This window comes from Streptomyces sp. NPDC012835, from assembly GCF_042900885.1.
GTDB lineage: Bacteria > Actinomycetota > Actinomycetes > Streptomycetales > Streptomycetaceae > Streptomyces.
On sequence record NZ_JBIBBW010000011.1, the window covers coordinates 1 to 19,501 of the forward strand.

At 70.9% G+C, this 19,501-nt stretch carries 16 protein-coding genes; 9 read left to right on the plus strand and 7 right to left on the minus strand.

The window, feature by feature from the left end; all coding sequences use genetic code 11:
• Window positions 1–182: 182 nt before the first annotated feature.
• From ACFY6S_RS31060 to ACFY6S_RS31080, 5 genes are read right to left on the minus strand one after another with little or no spacing between them, the layout of a single operon-like run.
• Window positions 183–1,493 carry a DUF58 domain-containing protein gene (locus tag ACFY6S_RS31060; protein WP_388824905.1) on the minus strand — a complete coding sequence of 437 codons (1,311 nt, stop codon included), beginning with the start codon at window positions 1,491–1,493 and terminating at the stop codon, window positions 183–185.
• An 11-nt stretch (window positions 1,494–1,504) separates the two neighbouring features.
• Window positions 1,505–2,515, minus strand: coding sequence for an AAA family ATPase (locus ACFY6S_RS31065; protein ID WP_388824908.1), 1,011 nt, complete (start codon window positions 2,513–2,515; stop codon window positions 1,505–1,507).
• Complete coding sequence (locus ACFY6S_RS31070; RefSeq protein ID WP_388824911.1) at window positions 2,512–3,714, minus strand: DUF4350 domain-containing protein; 1,203 nt, start codon at window positions 3,712–3,714, stop codon at window positions 2,512–2,514. The genes ACFY6S_RS31065 and ACFY6S_RS31070 overlap by 4 nt, the downstream gene beginning before the upstream one ends.
• On the minus strand, window positions 3,711–4,394 hold the full coding sequence (locus ACFY6S_RS31075; RefSeq protein WP_388824914.1) for a DUF4129 domain-containing protein: 684 nt from the start codon (window positions 4,392–4,394) through the stop codon (window positions 3,711–3,713). The genes ACFY6S_RS31070 and ACFY6S_RS31075 overlap by 4 nt, the downstream gene beginning before the upstream one ends.
• A gap of 4 nt (window positions 4,395–4,398) precedes the next feature.
• Entirely contained in the window at window positions 4,399–5,634 is a 1,236-nt protein-coding gene (locus tag ACFY6S_RS31080) for a hypothetical protein (RefSeq protein ID WP_388824916.1), read from the minus strand.
• 194 nt (window positions 5,635–5,828) lie between these two features.
• Between ACFY6S_RS31080 and mtnA the strand changes: the two genes are divergently transcribed.
• The 8 genes from mtnA (at window position 5,829) to ACFY6S_RS31120 (ending at window position 14,469) form a co-directional block, all read left to right on the plus strand.
• Window positions 5,829–6,977, plus strand: coding sequence for an S-methyl-5-thioribose-1-phosphate isomerase (mtnA, locus tag ACFY6S_RS31085; protein WP_388824919.1), 1,149 nt, complete (start codon window positions 5,829–5,831; stop codon window positions 6,975–6,977).
• A gap of 15 nt (window positions 6,978–6,992) precedes the next feature.
• On the plus strand, window positions 6,993–7,670 hold the full coding sequence (gene mtrA / locus ACFY6S_RS31090; protein WP_114659522.1) for a two-component system response regulator MtrA: 678 nt from the start codon (window positions 6,993–6,995) through the stop codon (window positions 7,668–7,670).
• 1 nt (window position 7,671) lies between these two features.
• A complete protein-coding gene (gene mtrB, locus ACFY6S_RS31095; RefSeq protein WP_388824923.1) occupies window positions 7,672–9,738 on the plus strand; it encodes an MtrAB system histidine kinase MtrB in 2,067 nt (688 codons plus the stop codon).
• Complete coding sequence (locus ACFY6S_RS31100; RefSeq protein ID WP_388824926.1) at window positions 9,728–11,575, plus strand: LpqB family beta-propeller domain-containing protein; 1,848 nt, start codon at window positions 9,728–9,730, stop codon at window positions 11,573–11,575. Before mtrB ends, ACFY6S_RS31100 begins: the two co-directional genes overlap by 11 nt.
• A gap of 150 nt (window positions 11,576–11,725) precedes the next feature.
• Window positions 11,726–12,448: a ComF family protein gene (locus tag ACFY6S_RS31105; protein WP_388825791.1), complete on the plus strand. Its 723-nt coding sequence runs from the start codon at window positions 11,726–11,728 to the stop codon at window positions 12,446–12,448.
• A 132-nt stretch (window positions 12,449–12,580) separates the two neighbouring features.
• Window positions 12,581–12,742 carry a hypothetical protein gene (locus tag ACFY6S_RS31110; protein ID WP_388824929.1) on the plus strand — a complete coding sequence of 54 codons (162 nt, stop codon included), beginning with the start codon at window positions 12,581–12,583 and terminating at the stop codon, window positions 12,740–12,742.
• 19 nt (window positions 12,743–12,761) lie between these two features.
• Window positions 12,762–13,457: a ribosome hibernation-promoting factor, HPF/YfiA family gene (gene hpf / locus ACFY6S_RS31115; protein ID WP_388824932.1), complete on the plus strand. Its 696-nt coding sequence runs from the start codon at window positions 12,762–12,764 to the stop codon at window positions 13,455–13,457.
• Window positions 13,458–13,707: 250 nt separating this feature from the next.
• On the plus strand, window positions 13,708–14,469 hold the full coding sequence (locus tag ACFY6S_RS31120; protein WP_388824935.1) for a response regulator: 762 nt from the start codon (window positions 13,708–13,710) through the stop codon (window positions 14,467–14,469).
• 96 nt (window positions 14,470–14,565) lie between these two features.
• Here ACFY6S_RS31120 and ACFY6S_RS31125 read toward each other — a convergent pair whose 3' ends face one another.
• Together ACFY6S_RS31125 and ACFY6S_RS31130 are read right to left on the minus strand one after the other, a co-directional pair.
• Window positions 14,566–15,762, minus strand: a complete 1,197-nt coding sequence (locus ACFY6S_RS31125; RefSeq protein ID WP_388824938.1) for a winged helix-turn-helix domain-containing protein — start codon at window positions 15,760–15,762, stop codon at window positions 14,566–14,568.
• Between the two features lie 50 nt (window positions 15,763–15,812).
• The gene (locus ACFY6S_RS31130) at window positions 15,813–16,382 is read right to left on the minus strand and encodes a GNAT family N-acetyltransferase (RefSeq protein WP_388824941.1); all 570 of its coding nucleotides are present in this window, start codon (window positions 16,380–16,382) and stop codon (window positions 15,813–15,815) included.
• Between the two features lie 241 nt (window positions 16,383–16,623).
• Between ACFY6S_RS31130 and secA the strand changes: the two genes are divergently transcribed.
• Entirely contained in the window at window positions 16,624–19,449 is a 2,826-nt protein-coding gene (gene secA / locus ACFY6S_RS31135; protein WP_388824944.1) for a preprotein translocase subunit SecA, read from the plus strand.
• The last annotated feature ends 52 nt before the right edge of the window (window positions 19,450–19,501 follow it).

A 19,501-nucleotide genomic window follows, 5' to 3' on the forward strand; every position in this document is an offset into this window, starting at 1 on the left:
GGGGGGACCCTGTGGGAGAGTAGGACGCCGCCGAACAATCATTGTGGGAATGCCCCGCACCAGGTATCTGGTGCGGGGCATTTCTGCGTTCAGGGCCTTTTTGGAGCGCCTGCCGGGACTTCACCGGCCCGGTTCCGGTCTCCCTTTGCGCTTTCCCCGGGCCAGTGACATCCCTGCCGTCCTCAGAGACGCCCCGCAGCCTTCAACGCGAGGTACGTATCCGCCAGCGCAGGAGCGAGACCGTCCGGGGAGGCATCCACGACGGAGACTCCATAACGCTGCAACTGCTCCCCCGTCCGTCGACGCCGGGTCTGTGACTGGGTGCCGGCGGCGGCTTCGTAGACCGCGTCCACTGTGCCACGTGCCGCGCTCATCGCCTGGATGTGCGGATCGGACACCGAGGCGACGACCACGGAGTGGCGGCGAGTGAGCTGGGGGAGGACAGGGAGCAGCCCCTCCTCGACCGCGGTCGCGTCGAGGCCGGTGAGGAGAACGACCAGCGATCGGCGTGGGGCGCTCTTGAGGACGGCCGCACTGAGCCCTCGGGCGTCCGTCTCCACCAGCTCGGGCTCCAGAGTCGCGAGCGCGTTCACCGTGGCGGGCAGGAGATCCCCCGCCGAGCGCCCCTGGACCCGCGCTCGGACGCGGCGGTCGTAGGCGAGCAGATCCACCCGGTCGCCGGCCCGTGAAGCCAGGGCGGTCAGGAGAAGCGCCGCGTCCATCGCCGCGTCGAGACGAGGGACATCACCCACCCGGCCGGCGGAGGTGCGGCCGGTGTCGAGCACGATCAGGATGTGACGGTCGCGTTCGGGGCGCCAGGTGCGTACCGCCACCGCTGACTGCCGTGCCGTCGCCCGCCAGTCGATGGACCGCGTATCGTCCCCCGGCACGTAAGCGCGAAGGCTGTCGAACTCGGTTCCCTCGCCTCTCGTCAGCACGCTGGTGCGGCCGTCCAGTTCTCGAAGCCTGGCGAGCCGCGACGGCAGATGCTTGCGGCTCGTGAACGGCGGAAGCACACGCACCGCCCACGGCACCTCGTGGTTGCCCTGGCGCGCGGCCAGCCCCATCGGGCCGAACGAGCGGACGGTGACCCGCTGCGCGTGGCGCTCGCCCCGGCGGGTGGGCCGTAGGACGGTGGTCACGCGGCGTCGCTCACCGGCGGGAACCGTCAACATGTGACGGGAACGGCTCTGCTCGGTTCCGGTGATCCAACTGCTCGGCTCCCAGGCGTCCCGGAGCCGGGCACGTAGCCTGCGACCTGCGCGGTTGGTGACAGTGAGGTGGACATCCGCGCTCTCTCCCAGTCGAACTGACGTGTCACCGCTTCGAGTGAACCGGAGCGATTTGACTGGTGCTGCCAAGGCGTAGTCGCACAGAATGGCGATTGAGAGGGGCGCATTCACGGCAAGGATTCCCGCCCAGCTGGGGGCGAGGATGCCGACGGGGAGGGAGCCGAGGGCGGCGAGCAGCGCGGTTCGTCCGGTGAGGGCCATGGTTCAACGCCTCACCTGGGGACGGGGACTTGGGCGAGGATCGCGGTGATGACGGAGTCGGCGGTGACGCCCTCCATCTCGGCCTCTGGCCGCAGTTGGACGCGGTGGCGGAGGGTAGGGAGTGCCAGGGCCTTCACATCGTCCGGGATGACGTAGTCCCGGCCGGTGAGCCAGGCCCAGGCGCGGGCGGTGGAGAGCAGGGCAGTGGCGCCTCGGGGCGAGACGCCGAAGGCGAGTGAGGGGGACTGACGAGTGGTACGGCAGATATCGACGACATAGCCCGCGATCTCGGGCGAGACGGTTGTCCTGGCCACGGCATCCCGGGCGGCTTCCAGGTCGGCGGGCCCGGCGACGGGCCGTACCCCCGCTGCGTGGAGGTCGCGCGGATTGAAGCCTTCCGCATGTCGGGTCAGGACATGGATCTCGTCTTCTCGTGACGGCAGAGGCACGGTCAGCTTGAGGAGGAAGCGGTCGAGCTGGGCTTCGGGAAGGGGGTAGGTGCCCTCGTACTCGACCGGGTTCTGTGTCGCGGCGACCAGGAAGGGATCGGGCAGCGGACGTGCTGTCCCGTCGACCGTGACCTGGCGTTCCTCCATCGCTTCCAGAAGCGACGACTGGGTTTTCGGCGGCGTGCGGTTGATCTCGTCCGCCAGCAGCAGGTTGGTGAACACCGGGCCGGGCTGGAAGGAGAACTCGGCGGTCCGGGCGTCGTAGACGAGAGATCCGGTGATGTCGCTCGGCATCAGGTCCGGAGTGAACTGGACGCGTTTGGTGTCGAGTTCGAGGGATGCCGCGAGGGCCCGTACGAGCAGGGTCTTCGCGACACCGGGGACTCCTTCGAGAAGGACGTGGCCGCGGCAGAGAAGGGCGACGACCAGCCCGGTGACGGCGGGGTCCTGGCCGACCACCGCCTTCGCGATCTCGGAGCGCAGGGCCTCCAGGGAAGCACGGGCGCTGTCCGCGCTGGCCGCCTTCTCGGTGGTCGTGGTTTTCCCGGCGGTCTGTGCGGTCGGGGCACTCATGAGGTGCGTACCTCTCTTTCGAGGGCGTCGAGTTGGTCCGCCAGGCGGATGAGAGCGGAGTCGTCGGCCGGCGCCGGGCCGAAGAGGAGAGAGGGCGGGTCCAGCGCGGTGGAGGGGATCCGCGCGGAGACGGGAGGGAGCAGGGTTTCGGGGGCGTGGGCCTCCTTGGGAGGCACGCCGAGGAGGGCGGCGAGACACTCGCGGGCGGCCGAACGCAGGGCGGACGCGGCGTGATCCCGGGCGTTCGTCCTGCGGTAGAGACGGGCGCGGCCCTCTGCGGCCTCGGAGGCCCTGGTGGCCACGGGAAGGCGCTCGGCCACGAGCGGGCCCAGTCTGCGGGCACGCCAGACGGCCGCGAGCACCGCGGCGAGAAAGAGCTGGAAGGTCCCCCAGAGCCAGCCGGAAGGGATCAGGTCGAGGAAGTCACTGCCGCCACCGTCTTCAGCGCTGTCACGCCCGTCGGCGGCGGAGGGGTCACTGAGCGAAGGGAGGTACCAGACGAGATGGGGCCGGGAACCGAGCAGTTGGAGGGCCAGCGACGCGTTGCCCTCATGGCCGAGGCGGTCGTTGAGGAGGATGTCGGGGGAGCCCAGGAGGATCATGTCGCCCGCGCCGGCTTCACCCAGCCGGAGAAGGGAGGCCACCCCGTCGGTCGGGTAGCAGGCGTCGCTGTCGAGGGCGTCGGTGACATAGCGCTCTCCGCCGAGATCGGCCCTGCCGGCCCGGGTGGCGGCGGGCAGGGCGCACCGGGGGGATCGCGCGGAGACCGGTACGGGGGCGACGGTGCGGACGCCGGGGGCCAGTGTGCCCACGGAGGGTGTCCCGGGGGCGAGCAGTACGGTACGGCCGGCCGAGGGCGCGATCGCGGCGCGCAGTACCCGCTGCTGGTGGGGCGTCAGCAGATCGGGGTCCGTGACCAGGAGCGTCGTATCGGAGCCGGACCTGGTGGCGGCCTCGTCCAGTGTGGTGGCCACCTCGACGGAGACACCGCCGCTGGTGAGCAGCTCGGCGACCGCGCGGCTGCCGGACCGGTCGGCGGAGCGGGGGTCGAGGCGGCCGTGCTGATCGCCGGAGCGCAGGACGGCCAGGGTGACACCGGCGGCCAGCAGGATGACGAGGGCGAGCAGCAGCCCGCGGCTGCGGTTCCAGATCTGGCGGGAGGTCGGGGAGAGCGAGGTGGGGCTGATGGTGGAGGTCACTCGGCGGGTCCTCCGGGCACGGTGCTCAGCTGGGGTTTCGTGCGCTCCAGAGCGAGATCGAGGTCGTGCAGGCGCTGGTACGCGCGCTGGTCGCCGACGCGTCCTCCGTATGTGACGTCGTCGAACTCCCTGGCGGCGGCGTGCAGTCGGTCCGCGTGGCCGGGGAGGGTGCGGGCGGCCTCGGAGGCTGCTTCGTCGGCGGTGCGGCCGGGGCGTGGGTCGAGGAGGGCCCGCTCTTCCAGGGAGCGGACGATCGCGCGCATCCGTTCCTGGACGGCTTCGGTCCAGCGTGCGGCGGCGGCGTGTTCCTCGGCGGTGGCGCGGTGTTCCTCGGCGCTGCGCGGGCCGTCGTCGAAGAGGCGTCCCGGTGCGTCCGAGATAAGGCGGGGGGTGCCCAGCCGCCACCAGAGGGCGGCGAGGAGGGCCCCGACGATCAGTGCGATGACGGTGAGGCCGAGCGCACCGCCGGGGGCCGCGCCGGAGACCGAGTCGAGGATGCGGCCGAGCCGGTCCCACAGGGCGTTCATCGCGCGGGAGAGGAGGTTCGGGTCGTTCTCGTGGTACATCGGTTTGGACAGCTCCCGCTCCGCCGCCTCGCGGGCGGGGAGACGCGGGGTGTCCAACGGTATGTCGCCGCTCGCGCGGATCAGCAGTCTGCGCGCTCCCCCCGGTATGGACACCGTGTCAGGCTCCGGGGGCGTCGTGGCCCGGCTGGTGTGGGCTGTTGCCGGACACACCCGCGGCGCGGGCCAGTTCGAGGTCGAGGGCCTCGCGCCGGATGCGCTGGTCCACGTAGAGGAGGACGCTGACACCGGCGGAGATCGGGTAGGTGATCGTCAGGGCGATCACGGAGCCGATGCCGCTGATGATCAGGAAGGGCCAGCCGAAGTCCGGTGCGTCGCCCGAGAGCAGGCTGTCGAGGAAGGAGCCGTCCACGGTCACCGCGATGACGCTGAAGGGGACGGCGATGACCAGAGTGATGAACATGACCAGCACGACGGTCAGTGCCTGGATGCCGAAGATGCGCCACCAGGCTCCGTTCACGAGCTTCGCGGAGCGGCGCAGGGAGGTCAGCACGCCCTGGCGCTCCAGCATGAGAGCGGGGGAGGCGAGGCTGAAGCGGACCATCAGCCAGACGACGGCGACGACGGCCGCGAGTCCGCCGAGCAGAGCCAGCATGGCTCCCGCCGCCGAGCCCACCAGCAGACCGGGGAGGATACCGACGGTCACGACGACGACGCTGATGAACGGCACCAGCAGGGTGAGCCCGAGCAGTTGGGGGAGCCGGGGGCGGGCCTCGTTCCAGGCTTCGGAGAGGGTGACGGGGCGTCCCAGCACGGATCGGCTGATCACGACGGTGAGTACCGCGGTGATGAAGAGGGTGCCGATGATCGTGATGATCAGGGAGGGGGCTTGGCCGACGATGCTCGACTGCGCCGATTCGGCGGACTGCCGGAGGGCTTCCGAGGGGGTCGCGTCCGGATCGATCTCGGCCGGCTCGGGAATGAGAAAGCGCTGTACGAGTATCTCGCCGATCTGCGAAATGACGGCGACGACGAGGCTGACGCTGAGCACCGTGCGCCAGTGCGCGCGCATCGTGGAGACAGCGCCGTCGAGGATCTCCCCGACGCTGAGCGGGCGCAGCGGGATCACACCCGGCTTGGCGGCGGGCGGCTTGCCCCAGCCGCCGCCCGGTCCGCCACCGGGGCCTCCGTAGCCCCAGCCGGCGGTGGGCCGGGGAGCGGCGCCGGGGCCGGTGCCCGGGGTGCTCGGCGGGGACCACTGCCCGGCCGGCGGCTGGGCAGTGGACCACTTCGAGGCGGCGGTGTCGTCGGCGGGTGCGGCCGGGCCGGGCACGGTGGCGTCCTGGCCTTCGGACGGGGCGGATCCGGGCGAGGCCCAGCCCGGAGTGTCGTTCACGGTCGTCCACCTCGTGGATTGGTCGCGGGATCGGCTCGGGAGCCTGGCCCTTCAGCGGTGCCCGGTCCCCGAGCGGGGCAACGGGCCGGCAGCCATCGTGCCACGCGCGGCTCCCGGGCGGACCGGGGCCCGTATCCCCTTTCGCCCTGGAAGCGTGCCTTCAATGTCCGTGCGGCAGCGGGCAGACTGAGTGGATGGCTGATCAGCACGCACAAACCCCGGTCGGCGCCGGGGCGCCCATGCTTCCTTCTCTGCGGTGGGACGAGCCGCCCGAGGGGCCCGTCCTGGTGCTTCTCGACCAGACCAGACTGCCGGCCGAGGAAGCCGAGCTGGTCTGCACGGATGTGCCCGCGCTGGTGGTGGCGATCCGTACGCTCGCGGTGCGCGGGGCGCCGCTGCTGGGTATCGCGGGCGCCTACGGGGTGGCCCTGGCGGCGGCGCGCGGTTTCGATGTGGAGCACGCGGCCGAGCAGCTGGCGGGGGCGCGGCCCACCGCGGTGAACCTCGGTTACGGGGTGCGGCGGGCGCGTGACGCCCACCGGGCGGCGGCCGCGCGGGGCGGCGGTCCGGAGCGCGCGGCCGCCGCGACGCTCGCCGAGGCGAGGAAGCTGCACCGGGAGGACGCCGAGGCCAGCACGCGGATGGCGGCGTTCGGGCTTACGCTCCTCGATGAGCTGCTGCCGGGCGGCGGGCACCGGATCCTGACCCACTGCAACACCGGGGCACTCGTCTCGGGCGGGGAGGGCACCGCGTTCGCGGTGGCGCTCTCCGCCCACCGGGCGGGCCGGCTGCGGCGTCTGTGGGTGGACGAGACCCGTCCACTCCTTCAGGGGGCGCGGCTGACGGCGTACGAGGCCGCTCGCAACGGCATGCCGTACACCTTGCTCACGGACAACGCGGCGGGTTCGCTCCTCGCGTCGGGGGAGGTGGACGCCGTCCTGATCGGGGCGGACCGGATCGCCGCCGACGGCTCCGTGGCCAACAAGGTGGGAAGCTATCCGCTCGCGGTGCTTGCCAAGTACCACCACGTGCCGTTCGTGGTGGTCGCCCCGACGACGACGATCGACCTGGCCACCAGGGACGGTGCGGCGATCGAGGTGGAGCAACGACCGGGTCAGGAGGTGACGGAGCTCACGGCGCCGCAGGTCGCGGTGGCGGGAGTGGAGGCGGGAGGTGGGATGCCGGTGGCGCCGCTGGGAACGCAGGCGTACAACCCGGCCTTCGATGTCACGCCGCCGGAACTGGTGACGGCGATCGTCACCGAAAAGGGCGCGCTGTCCCCGGTGACCGGGGACGGAATCGCGGAGCTGTGTGTCAGGTCACGCCAGGTAACGATTAGCTAATGGGATGATGTCGATATGAAGGGACGCGTCCTTGTCGTCGATGACGACACCGCGCTGGCCGAGATGCTCGGCATTGTGCTGCGGGGTGAAGGTTTCGAGCCGTCGTTCGTAGCGGACGGTGACAAGGCACTGGCTGCCTTCCGTGAGGCCAAGCCCGATCTGGTGCTGCTGGATCTCATGCTGCCCGGTCGGGACGGCATCGAGGTGTGCCGGCTGATCAGGGCCGAGTCCGGGGTGCCCATTGTGATGCTGACGGCCAAGAGCGACACGGTGGATGTGGTGGTGGGGCTGGAGTCCGGCGCCGACGACTACATCGTCAAGCCGTTCAAGCCCAAGGAGCTGGTGGCCCGGATCAGGGCGCGGCTGCGCAGGTCGGAGGAGCCGGCGCCGGAGCAGCTGACGATCGGTGATCTGGTCATCGACGTGGCCGGTCACTCCGTGAAGCGGGAGGGGCAGTCCATCGCCCTGACGCCGCTGGAATTCGATCTGCTGGTCGCGCTGGCCCGTAAGCCGTGGCAGGTGTTCACGCGTGAGGTGCTCCTGGAGCAGGTGTGGGGATACCGGCACGCGGCGGACACCCGGCTGGTCAATGTGCATGTCCAGCGGCTGCGCTCCAAGGTCGAGCAGGACCCGGAGCGGCCGGAGATCGTGGTGACCGTGCGCGGTGTCGGCTACAAGGCAGGGCCGAGCTGAGATGACCGGCGGCGCTGCTCCGAAGCCCGGTGAGCCGGGAGTCCGTACGGGGCGGGCTGCCGGGTCTCGGCATGCGTTCTCGCGGTTCGGGCTGCTGCTCAGGAGCGGTCGGCTGCTTCAGGACGGTTCGCCCGGCGCACCAGTGCTGCGTCTCGTGGTGCGCTGGGTGAGGCGGCCGCTGCTGCCGGCGGTGCGGCTGTGGCGGCGCAATATCCAGCTGCGGATCATCGCGACGACGTTGCTGATGTCGCTCGGTGTGGTGCTGCTGCTCGGTTTCGTGGTCATCGGGCAGGTCCGTAACGGTCTCCTGGAGGCCAAGGAGAAGGCGGCCCAGAGTCAGGCGGCGGGTGGTTTCACCGTCGCGAAGGAGAAAGCCGACTCGCCGGCGGCGCTCGGTGGCAGGGACGGCGACGCGACGAGCGGCCGGACGGGGAGGAACTCCGTCAACTGGCGCTCCGACCTGGTGGAACAGCTGGCCAGTGGGGGGCCCGGCGCCTTCAATGTGGTGGCGCTGAGTCCGGATTCCGCTGACGCGACCAGCCGCGCGCCCCGGGTCTCCGGCGGGGTCGACTTCTCCAGCGTTCCCGCGGATCTGCGGACGGCGGTCGCGCAGGGCAGTGGATCGTTCGAGAAGTACGCGCAGATCAAGTACTCCGGGGCCACCGAGGACCGGGATCCGGAGCCGGGGCTGATCATCGGCAAACGGCTGAACGATGTCGACGGCAACGCGTACGAGCTGTACTACCTCTTCCCGCTCTCGCAGGAGGAGCAGTCGCTCAATCTGGTCAAGGGCACGCTGGCCACCGCGGGACTCTTCGTGGTCGTGCTGCTCGGGGCCATCGCCTGGCTGGTGGTGCGGCAGGTCGTCACGCCCGTACGGATGGCCGCCGGCATCGCCGAGCGGCTCTCCACCGGCCGGCTCCAGGAACGTATGAAGGTCACCGGCGAGGACGACATCGCCCGGCTCGGTGAGGCGTTCAACAAGATGGCGCAGAATCTCCAGCTCAAGATCCAGCAGCTGGAGGAGCTGTCCCGGATGCAGCGGCGGTTCGTCTCCGACGTGTCGCACGAGCTGCGCACACCGCTGACGACGGTACGGATGGCGGCGGATGTCATCCATGAGGCGCGCGCCGACTTCGATCCGGTGACGGCGCGCTCGGCCGAGCTGCTCGGGGATCAGCTGGACCGTTTCGAGTCGCTGCTGTCGGATCTGCTGGAGATCAGCCGCTTCGACGCGGGGGCGGCGGCGCTGGAGGCCGAGCCGATAGATCTGCGTCAGGTCGTACGCAGGGTGATCGGCGGCGCCGAACCGCTGGCCGAGGCCAAGGGCAGCCGGATCCGGGTCCTCGGGGACGAGCAGCCCGTCGTCGCTGAGGCCGATGCCCGCAGGGTCGAGCGGGTGCTGCGGAATCTCGTCGTCAACGCCGTGGAGCACGGCGAGGGCCGCGATGTGGTCGTACGGCTGGGAGCGGCGGGCGGTGCGGTCGCCGTCGCGGTGCGCGATTACGGGGTCGGACTCAAGCCCGGTGAGGCGACCCGGGTGTTCAACCGCTTCTGGCGTGCCGATCCCGCTCGGGCCCGTACCACCGGGGGGACCGGTCTCGGGCTGTCGATCGCCGTCGAGGACGCGCGGCTGCACGGCGGCTGGCTCCAGGCGTGGGGGGAGCCGGGCGGGGGCTCCCAGTTCCGGCTGACACTGCCGCGTACGGCCGACGAGGCGCTGCGCGGGTCGCCCATACCGCTGGAGCCCGAGGACTCGCGGCGCAACCGGGAGAGCGCGGCCGCCCAGGATGTCAAGGAGAAGGCCCAGCGGCTGGCGGCCGTGCCCGGTCAGCCGGGGGCGGACCGCCCGTCGCTGACCGGGGCGCCGGTGGTACCGGCGCCCGCGCGGCCGACGGCCGCGGTGGACCCGGCGGCGCTGCCCGGCAGTGGCGCGCGGGTGGTGGCACGTCCCGCCGGGGAGCGGGGTCCCGGTGGGGAATCGGATGACGGGGGATCGGATGACAGCGGCTCCTCGGAACCGGCACGCCGGGCTCCGGAGCGGGAGGACACGGTTCGTGGGCGCTGACCGCGGTCGGTACGGGAGGGGGCGCGCGGCGCTGACGTCCGCCGCGCTGGGGGTGTGCGCGGCGCTGCTGGCCGGGTGCGCTTCGATCCCGGACCACGGGGGGGTGGAGCCGGTCAAGGCGTCGCCGCCGGGTGAGTCGCAGGTGCGGGTGTACGCGGTGCCGCCGCGCGAGAAGGCGCAGCCCGACGAGATCGTCGACGGCTTCCTGGAGGCCATGACCAGTGACGATCCCGACTTCGCGATGGCCAGGAAGTACCTGACGAAGGAAGCGTCCGCGTTCTGGCGGCCGGGGGCCGGTACGGCGGTGCTGCGCGCCGCGCCCGACCCGGCGGGTCCGAAGGAGCCTTCGGGCGGTGAGGCGGCCGGTCTGACGTACCCGCTGTACGGCGACCGGATCGCCGAGGTGGATTCCACACACGCCTACAAGCCGGTCGAGCCGACGGCGTACGACGGGGACATCCATCTGGTGCGGCAGACCGTGGGGAACACCAAGGAGTGGCGCATCGACTCGCTGCCGCAGGGGCTGGTGCTCGGCGAGTCGGACTTCCAGCGGAACTACCGCTCCGTCAACAAGTATTACTTCGCTTCCGGGGAGAACTGGCTGGTCGCGGATCCGGTCTACATCCGGCAGCGAATAGATCCCACGACCCGGATGGACCCGGTCACCCAGGCCGTCAGGGTGCTGCTCGACGGCCCTACGCACTGGCTGAAGCCGGTCGTGGACTCTCCGTTCCCCTCCGGTACCGCGTTGCAGAAGGGCGTCACCACGCTGGAGTTCGACGACCGGAACGCGCTGAAGGTGCCGCTGAACGAGAAGGCGGCCGGGGCGGGGCGGAGCCAGTGCCGGAAGATGGCGGCGCAGCTCCTGTTCACCCTGCGGGATCTCACCTCCACCCCGGTCGGTCAGGTCGAGTTGCTGGCGGACGGCTCGTCGCTTTGTGTGCTGAGCGGGGACCAGGCCGAGGAGTTCGCGCCGGACCGTGCGACGGGCCGGCCGGTCAATCCGTACTTCGTCGACGACCGGGGGCGGCTCTCGCTGCTTCAGGCGGGCGCCGATCAGCCGGTGGACCGTTCACAGGTCATCGGGCCTTTCGGTACGGGGGCGGTGAAGCTCTCGGCGGTGGGGGTGGCGCGCGACGAGAAGCACGCGGCGGGGGTGACGGAGGACTACAAGTCGCTGTACGTGTCGTCGATCCTCTCCGACGGTGAGCTGGGCGATCCGCTGGTGACCAGCGGGGGCAGCGGGAAGGAGGGCGCGCTGTCGGCGCCCAGCTGGGACGGGCGCGGCGATCTGTGGATCGCGGACCGCGACGCTGCCAGGCCGCGCCTGCTGCGGTTCACGGGCGGTACCGGGTCGGCACGGGCGGTGACGGTCGAGGGGCTCGACGGCGCGCGGATCAAGTCGTTGCGGGTGTCCGCGGACGGCGTGCGGATCGCGCTGCTGCTGACGAAGGGCGGACGGAACACGCTCCAGATCGGGCGGGTGGAGCGGCACGGTTCCAAGACCGATCCGACGGTGACGGTGACCCGGCTCCAGTCGGTGGCGCCGCAGATGGAGACGGTGACGGCGGTGTCCTGGGCGGGGCCGAGCCGGCTGGTGGTCGTCGGCAAGGAGGCCGGCGGGGTGCAGCAGGTGCGCTACATCCAGACCGACGGGTCGACCTCGGCCGCCGGGGTGCTGCCCGGGCTGAACCAGGTGACGGCGATCGCGGCGGCCGACGACGACCGGCAGCCGCTGGTCGCGGATTCGGAGGACGCCGGGATCGTACGGCTGCCCAGCGGGACGAACTGGCAGACGATGGTCGAGGTGGGGACGTCGCCGGTGTATCCCGGCTGACGGCTCTGTCCCGGTCAGGGCCCTGCTGGGCCCCGGCCGGGGATCCCGGGCGGATCTCGTGGGACGCGCGATTCCGGTGGGGCACGGGTACGGGTGTCCGGTTTTCCACAGGGGTAGCCGGGCGCCCGCGACGTTGGCACAGTGTCCCTCATGCGGGCGTGGTGGCGTGAGATCACCGGGTTGGTGCTGCCGGTGGCCTGTGGCGGCTGCGGCAGCCCCAGGACACCTCTGTGCGAGGACTGCGGACGGGCGCTGTACGGGACCTGGCCGTGCCGGGTGCGGCCGGTCCCCGAGCCGGCGGGGCTGCCGCCGGTGCACGCGGCGGCGCCTTACGAGGACGCGGTGCGGGCGGTGTTGCTGGCGCACAAGGAGCGTGGTGCGCTGGGGCTGGCGGCGCCGCTGGGGCGCGCGCTGGCGGGGGCGGTGCGGGCCGCCGCACCGCCGGGTACGGGGGTGGGGCCGCTGCTGCTCGTACCGGTGCCTTCCACGCGGCGGGCGGTGGGGGCGCGGGGGCATGACGCCGCGCGCAGGATCGCGCTGGCCGCCGCCGGTGAGCTGCGGCGGGCCGGGCGGCCCTGCCGGGTGCTGCCGGTGCTGCGGCAGCGGCGCGCGGTGGCCGACCAGGCGGGCCTCGGTGCCCGTCAGAGGCTGTCGAATCTGTCGGGGGCCCTGGAGGTCGCCGTGGGAGGCGCGGGCCTGCTGGAGGGCGGCCGGGTGGTGCTGGTGGACGATCTCATGACAACCGGAGCCTCGCTGGTCGAGGCGGCCCGGGCGCTGCGTGGCGCCACCGGGCCCGGCATTCCCGGATACCCGCCGGTGAGCGCCGCTGTCGTGGCCGCGCCGCCGCTTTCCTTCGAAATAAACCGGAACTGACATCGGGTGCGCATCGACGCAGGTAAACGGGGCAGGAGAACAGCTGAGGAGAGATATCCACCGGTAGCGGGTGCCGACACCCGTCCGGGGGGTCTATGTTCGGTTATGAGGAGTGGCGCCCATCATGACTCGATGAACGCACTGGTGTACTTCGGCGCTTTTCGGGCCCTCGAAATCCGGAGGGTGGGGATCTTGCCGAGGGGGGAGGAGGAGGTGCAAGCCGCCAAGTCCGAGGCTCCGGTGCTGACCGGGGCCTGGTGCAACAGGGAGTACCTCCGCAACGAGGCGGAGTGATCCGGGAACGGAGTTCTGCGTGGACATCGTCGTCAAGGGCCGCAAGACCGAGGTGCCCGAGCGGTTCCGCAAGCACGTGGCCGAGAAGCTGAAGCTGGAGAAGATCCAGAAGCTCGACGGCAAGGTGATCAGCCTCGACGTCGAGGTGTCCAAGGAACACAATCCGCGTCAGGCCGACCGGTGCGACCGGGTGGAGATCACGCTTCATTCCCGAGGCCCGGTGATCCGGGCGGAGGCGGCGGCGGCCGATCCGTACGCGGCGCTGGACCTGGCCACCGGCAAACTCGAAGCGCGGCTGCGCAAGCAGCACGAGAAGCGCCACAACCGCCGTGGCAGCGGCCGGCTCTCCGCGGCCGAGGTCCCCGATGTCGTTCCTGGCGTGGCCCAGTTGAACGCCAACGGCGAGACCGCCGCCGAGGAGGAGGCGGCCGAAGCCGCCACCACGACCACCATGGTCGCCTCGCTGGAGGTGCAGGGCGAAGGGCCCCTGGTGGTCCGTGAAAAGACCCATGTCGCCGCACCCATGACCCTCGATCAGGCGCTCTACGAGATGGAGCTGGTCGGGCACGACTTCTATCTGTTCGTCGACTCCGACACCAAGGAACCCAGCGTCGTCTACCGGCGCCACGCCTACGACTACGGCGTCATTCATCTGCGGACGGACCCGCTGGCGGGATCGGACGCGGGCGGCGCCGGCGGCGCCCTCGGCGGCTGATACCGGACGGAAATACCGCTCGAAACCACCGTAATCCGGTCGGAACCGACCCAGAATCAGACTGAAATCCGTGCTCCGGCAGTGCCCCTGAGCGCTCTACGCGCCCTCGGGGGCACTGTCCTGCGTGCCGGAGGACCCGCGCGCCGTCGTCCGGGCATGAAATCATGGCGTGGCAAGCCAACAGGTGGTCTGCGAACTGCGGTTGGCCGGCTCTCAGGATCTCGGGCCCCGGCCTTCAGGGGAGGGAACGATGGCGGACAGCTTCGGACCGGTGCACCACGCGGGCGGCGCCCAGGGCTCGGCGGGCGGCGTCGGGGCCGACACCCGGGCCGAGTGCGGCGGCTCGGACAAGGAGCCGATCCGGGTCCTGGTCGTGGACGACCACGCGCTCTTCCGCCGGGGGCTGGAGATCGTCCTCGCCCAGGAGGAGGACATCCAGGTCGTCGGTGAGGCGGGCGACGGCGCCGAGGCCGTCGACAAGGCGGCGGATCTGCTGCCGGACATCGTGCTGATGGACGTACGGATGCCCAAGCGCGGCGGTATCGAGGCGTGCACCTCCATCAAGGAGGTGGCTCCCAGCGCCAAGATCATCATGCTGACGATCAGTGACGAGGAGGCCGACCTCTACGACGCGATCAAGGCGGGCGCCACCGGCTACCTCCTCAAGGAGATCTCCACCGACGAGGTGGCCACCGCGATCCGCGCTGTCGCCGACGGGCAGTCCCAGATCAGCCCCTCCATGGCGTCCAAGCTGCTGACCGAGTTCAAGTCGATGATCCAGCGCACCGACGAGCGCAGGCTCGTCCCGGCGCCGCGCCTCACCGACCGTGAGCTGGAGGTCCTCAAGCTGGTGGCCACCGGAATGAACAACCGTGATATCGCCAAGGAGTTGTTCATCTCCGAGAACACCGTGAAGAACCATGTGCGCAACATCCTGGAGAAGCTCCAGCTGCACTCCAGGATGGAGGCCGTGGTCTACGCGATGCGGGAGAAGATCCTCGAAATCCGCTGACGCGGTCACGGGCCCCGGCCCCTTCCGGCGCCCCTCCTGTCGCGTCCCTCCCGGCCCGCCTCTGCCCCCTGGTCGACCACCCCTCCCGGCGGCCGCTCAGAGCGCGCCGAGCGCCTCGGTGAGAGGGCCGCGCAGTCCGGGCGCCTCGACCCGCTCCAGCCGTACGGCCGAGCAGCCCACCCACTGCGCCGCCTCCCGGAGCGCCCGCGCCATCGGCTCCACGGCCTTCGGGCCGTCCAGCGAGACCTGCTTGGCGACCAGCGTCCGCCCCTCGCGCGCGGGGTCGACCCGGCCCAGCAGCCTGCCCCCCGACAGCAGCGGCATCGCGAAGTAGCCGTGAATCCGCTTCGGCTTGGGGACGTACGCCTCCAGCCGGTGGGTGAAGCCGAAGATCCGCTCGGTGCGGGCGCGGTCCCAGACGAGCGAGTCGAACGGCGACAGCAGCGTCGTACGGTGACGCCCGCGCGGCACGGTCGCCAGCGCGGCCGGATCGGCCCAGGCGGGCTTGGCCCACCCCTCGACCGTCACCGGCACCAGCCCCGAATCCGCGATCACGGCCTCGACCTGCTCGGCCTTGAGCCGGTGATAGTCGGCGATGTCGGCCCGCGTCCCCACCCCGAGCGAGCGCCCCGCGAGCCCCACGAGCCGGCGCAGGCACTCCGTGTCGTCGAGCCGGTCATGGAGGAGATCGCCGGGCACGGCCCGCTCCGCCAGGTCGTACACCCGCTTCCAGCCGCGTCGCCCGACGCACACCACCTCGCCGTACATCAGGGCGCGCTCGACGGCGACCTTCGCCTCCGACCAGTCCCACCACAGCCCGCCGTTCTTCGCGCCGCCCAGCTCCGTGGCCGTCAGCGGGCCCTCCGAGCGCAGCTGCTTGATCACCGCGTCGTAGGAGCCGTCCGCCAGCTCGTGGTGCCAGTGCGGGCGGGCACGGTAGGCGCGGCGGCGGAACGCGAAGTGCGGCCACTCCTCGATGGGCAGCACGCACGCCGCGTGCGACCAGTACTCGAACGCGTGCGGGTGGGCCGGGGACGTGCCGGCGGGCGACGGTGTCCAGTAGGCGTCCTCGACCTCCTTGCGGCCCACGGCGCCCAGCCGCGCGTACGGAATCAGCTCGTGCGACCGCGCGAGCACCGAGATGGTGTCCAGCTGGACGGCCCCGAGATGGCGCAGCACGCCGCGCACCCCGCCGCGCCGGTCGGGAGCGCCCAGGAACCCTTGGGCGCGCAGCGCGATACGGCGGGCTTCGTCGGCGGACAGCTCGGCGGTGGCGGGCGGCACGATCGTCATGGTCCGCACGATAGACGGCGGCACTGACAACCGGCCCCGCCCGGTGGCTCTCAGCGCGCGGGCAGGTACGGGTACGGGCCCGGCAGCCCCAGGTCGGACGGCAGCAGCCCGCCGACCCAGCAGTCGCGCAGCGTCTCCTTGTTGAACACCCCACCGCGCAGGGTTCCCTCCAGCGCGAAGCCCGCCTTCTCGGCGACGGCCCGTGACCCCGTGTTGCCGACCTCGGCCCGCCACTCCACCCGCACCGCGCCCAGCGTGACGAAGGCCCAGCGGGAGACGGCGCGTACCGCCTCCGTCATGTAGCCGTGGCCGCGGTGGCGCCTGGCCGTCCAGTAGCCCACCTCCCAGCTGCCGGAGCGGGGGAGGTGCAGCGCGACCGAGGCGATCACCTCCGCGCCGTCGCGCGGCTGTACGGCGAAGGTGTACGCGGTGTCGCCGCGCCAGCCGTCCGGGACCATCCGCTCGACGAAGTCCTGGGCGTGCCGGCGTTCGTACGGCGACGGCATGGTCGTCCAGCGCTGGATGTCGGGATCCTGACAAGCCGCGTTCACGGTGTCTATGTCGGCCGGGGTGAAGGGACGCAGCAACAGGCGCTCGGTCGTGAGGGTGACGGGTTCCATGCGGCGATTCTGCGGACCGTGCCCCCTGGGTACGAGTGGTTTTCCCCTTCCACCGGCACCTTCGCGCGCTTCCGAGCGTTCTTCAGTGCGGGTGGCGGCGGGCCTGCCCGGCGGCGGCCCTCCCGGCGCGGGCCGGTCCTCGCTTACGATGGCCGTTGCGGTGGGGCCCGCCTGCCGTGCCCGCGCCCGTGTCCGTACACGACCCACGTGCCAGGCCCGACCGGCAAGGAGACCAGCCTCAGTGTCCGTCTTCCACAAGCTCATGCGTGCAGGCGAAGGTAAGGTCCTGCGCAAACTGCACCGCATCGCGGACCAGGTCAACTCTATCGAAGAGGACTTCGTCAACCTCTCCGACGCCGAGTTGAGGGCGCTCACCGCCGAGTACAAAGAGCGGTACGCCGACGGTGAGAGCCTGGACGACCTGCTTCCCGAAGCGTTCGCGACCGTCCGTGAGGCGGCCAAGCGCGTCCTCGGCCAGCGCCACTACGACGTACAGCTGATGGGCGGCGCCGCGCTGCACCTCGGTTATGTCGCCGAGATGAAGACCGGTGAGGGCAAGACCCTCGTCGGCACGCTGCCCGCGTACCTCAACGCGCTGTCCGGCAAGGGCGTCCACCTGATCACGGTGAACGACTACCTGGCCGAGCGCGACTCCGAGATGATGGGCCGCGTCCACAGCTTCCTGGGCCTCCAGGTCGGCTGCATCATGGCGAACATGTCGCCCGCGCAGCGCCGTGAGCAGTACGCCTGCGACATCACGTACGGCACGAACAACGAGTTCGGCTTCGACTACCTGCGCGACAACATGGCGTGGTCGCAGGACGAGCTGGTGCAGCGCGGCCACAACTACGCGATCGTCGACGAGGTCGACTCGATCCTGGTGGACGAGGCCCGTACGCCGCTGATCATCTCCGGCCCCGCCGACCAGGCCACCAAGTGGTACGGCGACTTCGCCAAGCTGGTCACCCGGCTGACCAGGGGCGAGCCCGGCAATCAGCTCAAGGGCATCGAGGAGACCGGCGACTACGAGGTCGACGAGAAGAAGCGCACCGTCGCCATCCACGAGCCGGGCGTCGCGAAGGTCGAGGACTGGCTGGGCATCGACAACCTGTACGAGTCGGTGAACACCCCGCTGGTGGGTTATCTGAACAACGCCATCAAGGCCAAGGAACTGTTCAAGAACGACAAGGACTACGTCGTCATCGACGGCGAAGTCATGATCGTCGACGAGCACACCGGCCGTATCCTCGCGGGCCGCCGCTACAACGAGGGCATGCACCAGGCGATCGAGGCGAAGGAAGGGGTGGACATCAAGGACGAGAACCAGACGCTCGCCACGATCACCCTCCAGAACTTCTTCCGGTTGTACGGCAAGCTCTCCGGTATGACCGGTACGGCCATGACCGAGGCCGCCGAGTTCCACCAGATCTACAAGCTGGGCGTCGTGCCGATCCCGACGAACCGGCCGATGCAGCGGGCGGACCAGTCCGACCTGATCTACCGCACCGAGGTGGCCAAGTTCGCCGCGGTCGTCGACGACATCGCGGAGAAGCACGAGAAGGGGCAGCCGATCCTGGTCGGCACCACCTCGGTCGAGAAGTCCGAGTACCTCTCCCAGCAGCTCAGCAAGCGCGGCGTCCAGCACGAGGTGCTCAACGCCAAGCAGCACGACCGGGAGGCGACGATCGTCGCCCAGGCCGGCCGCAAGGGCGCCGTCACAGTCGCCACCAACATGGCCGGACGAGGCACCGACATCAAGCTCGGCGGCAACCCCGACGACCTGGCGGAGGCGGAGCTGCGCCAGCGCGGCCTCGACCCCATCGAGCACGTCGAGGAGTGGGCGGCGGCCCTGCCGGCCGCGCTGGAGAAGGCCGAGCAGGCGGTCAAGGCGGAGTTCGAGGAGGTCAAGGAGCTGGGCGGCCTCTACGTCCTCGGCACCGAGCGCCATGAGTCGCGCCGGATCGACAACCAGCTGCGCGGCCGTTCCGGACGTCAGGGCGACCCGGGCGAGTCCCGCTTCTACCTGTCCCTCGGCGACGACCTGATGCGGCTGTTCAAGGCGCAGATGGTCGAGCGCGTCATGGCCATGGCCAATGTGCCGGACGACGTTCCCATCGAGAACAAGATGGTGACCCGCGCGATCGCCTCCGCGCAGTCGCAGGTCGAGCAGCAGAACTTCGAGACACGCAAGAACGTCCTGAAGTACGACGAGGTCCTCAACCGGCAGCGCGAGGTCATCTACGGCGAGCGCCGCCGGGTCCTGGAGGGCGAGGACCTCCAGGAGCAGGTGCGCCACTTCATGGACGACACGATCGACGCGTACATCCAGGCGGAGACCGTCGAGGGCTTCGCCGAGGAGTGGGACCTGGACCGGCTGTGGGGCGCCTTCAAGCAGCTCTACCCGACGAAGGTCACCGTCGAGGAGCTGGAGGAGGCGGCGGGCGACCGCGCCGGGATCACCGCCGAGTTCATCGCGGAGTCCATCAAGGACGACATCTACGCCCAGTACGAGGACCGCGAGAACCAGCTCGGCTCGGACATCATGCGTGAGCTGGAGCGGCGCGTGGTGCTCTCGGTCCTGGACCGCAAGTGGCGTGAGCACCTCTACGAGATGGACTACCTCCAGGAGGGCATCGGCCTGCGGGCGATGGCGCAGAAGGACCCCCTGGTCGAGTACCAGCGCGAGGGCTTCGACATGTTCAACGCCATGATGGAGGGCATCAAGGAGGAGTCCGTCGGCTATCTGTTCAACCTGGAGGTCCAGGTCGAGCAGCAGGTCGAGGAGGTCCCGGTGCAGGACTCCGCCGAGCGCACCTCGCTGGAGAAGGAGGACGCCGTGCCCGCGGGCGCCGCGCGTCCCGAGATCCGCGCCAAGGGGCTCGACGCTCCGCAGCGGCCCGACCGGCTGCACTTCTCCGCCCCCACCGTGGACGGGGAGGGCGGCATCGTGGAGGGCGACTTCCAGAGCGCGGACGGTCCCACGCGTTCCACGTCGGACGGTATGACGCGCGCCGAGCGCCGGAAGGCCCAGAAGGGCACGGCCGGCGGGCGTCGCCGCAAGAAGTAGCGGAAGCAGGCAGGGGCGGGGCCCGCCGGGCCCCGCGGCGCGCGGCCCGGCG

Excerpts from the sequence above, each read along its gene's own strand:
- ACFY6S_RS31060 (WP_388824905.1), bottom strand. The coding sequence starts at position 1,493 with ATGGCCCTCACCGGACGAACCGCGCTGCTCGCCGCCCTCGGCTCCCTC.
- ACFY6S_RS31065 (WP_388824908.1), bottom strand. The coding sequence starts at position 2,515 with ATGAGTGCCCCGACCGCACAGACCGCCGGGAAAACCACGACCACCGAG.
- mtnA (WP_388824919.1), top strand. The coding sequence starts at position 5,829 with ATGGCTGATCAGCACGCACAAACCCCGGTCGGCGCCGGGGCGCCCATG.
- mtrA (WP_114659522.1), top strand. The coding sequence starts at position 6,993 with ATGAAGGGACGCGTCCTTGTCGTCGATGACGACACCGCGCTGGCCGAG.
- mtrB (WP_388824923.1), top strand. The coding sequence starts at position 7,672 with ATGACCGGCGGCGCTGCTCCGAAGCCCGGTGAGCCGGGAGTCCGTACG.
- ACFY6S_RS31105 (WP_388825791.1), top strand. The coding sequence starts at position 11,726 with ATGCGGGCGTGGTGGCGTGAGATCACCGGGTTGGTGCTGCCGGTGGCC.
- ACFY6S_RS31110 (WP_388824929.1), top strand. The coding sequence starts at position 12,581 with ATGAACGCACTGGTGTACTTCGGCGCTTTTCGGGCCCTCGAAATCCGG.
- ACFY6S_RS31120 (WP_388824935.1), top strand. The coding sequence starts at position 13,708 with ATGGCGGACAGCTTCGGACCGGTGCACCACGCGGGCGGCGCCCAGGGC.
- ACFY6S_RS31125 (WP_388824938.1), bottom strand. The coding sequence starts at position 15,762 with ATGACGATCGTGCCGCCCGCCACCGCCGAGCTGTCCGCCGACGAAGCC.
- ACFY6S_RS31130 (WP_388824941.1), bottom strand. The coding sequence starts at position 16,382 with ATGGAACCCGTCACCCTCACGACCGAGCGCCTGTTGCTGCGTCCCTTC.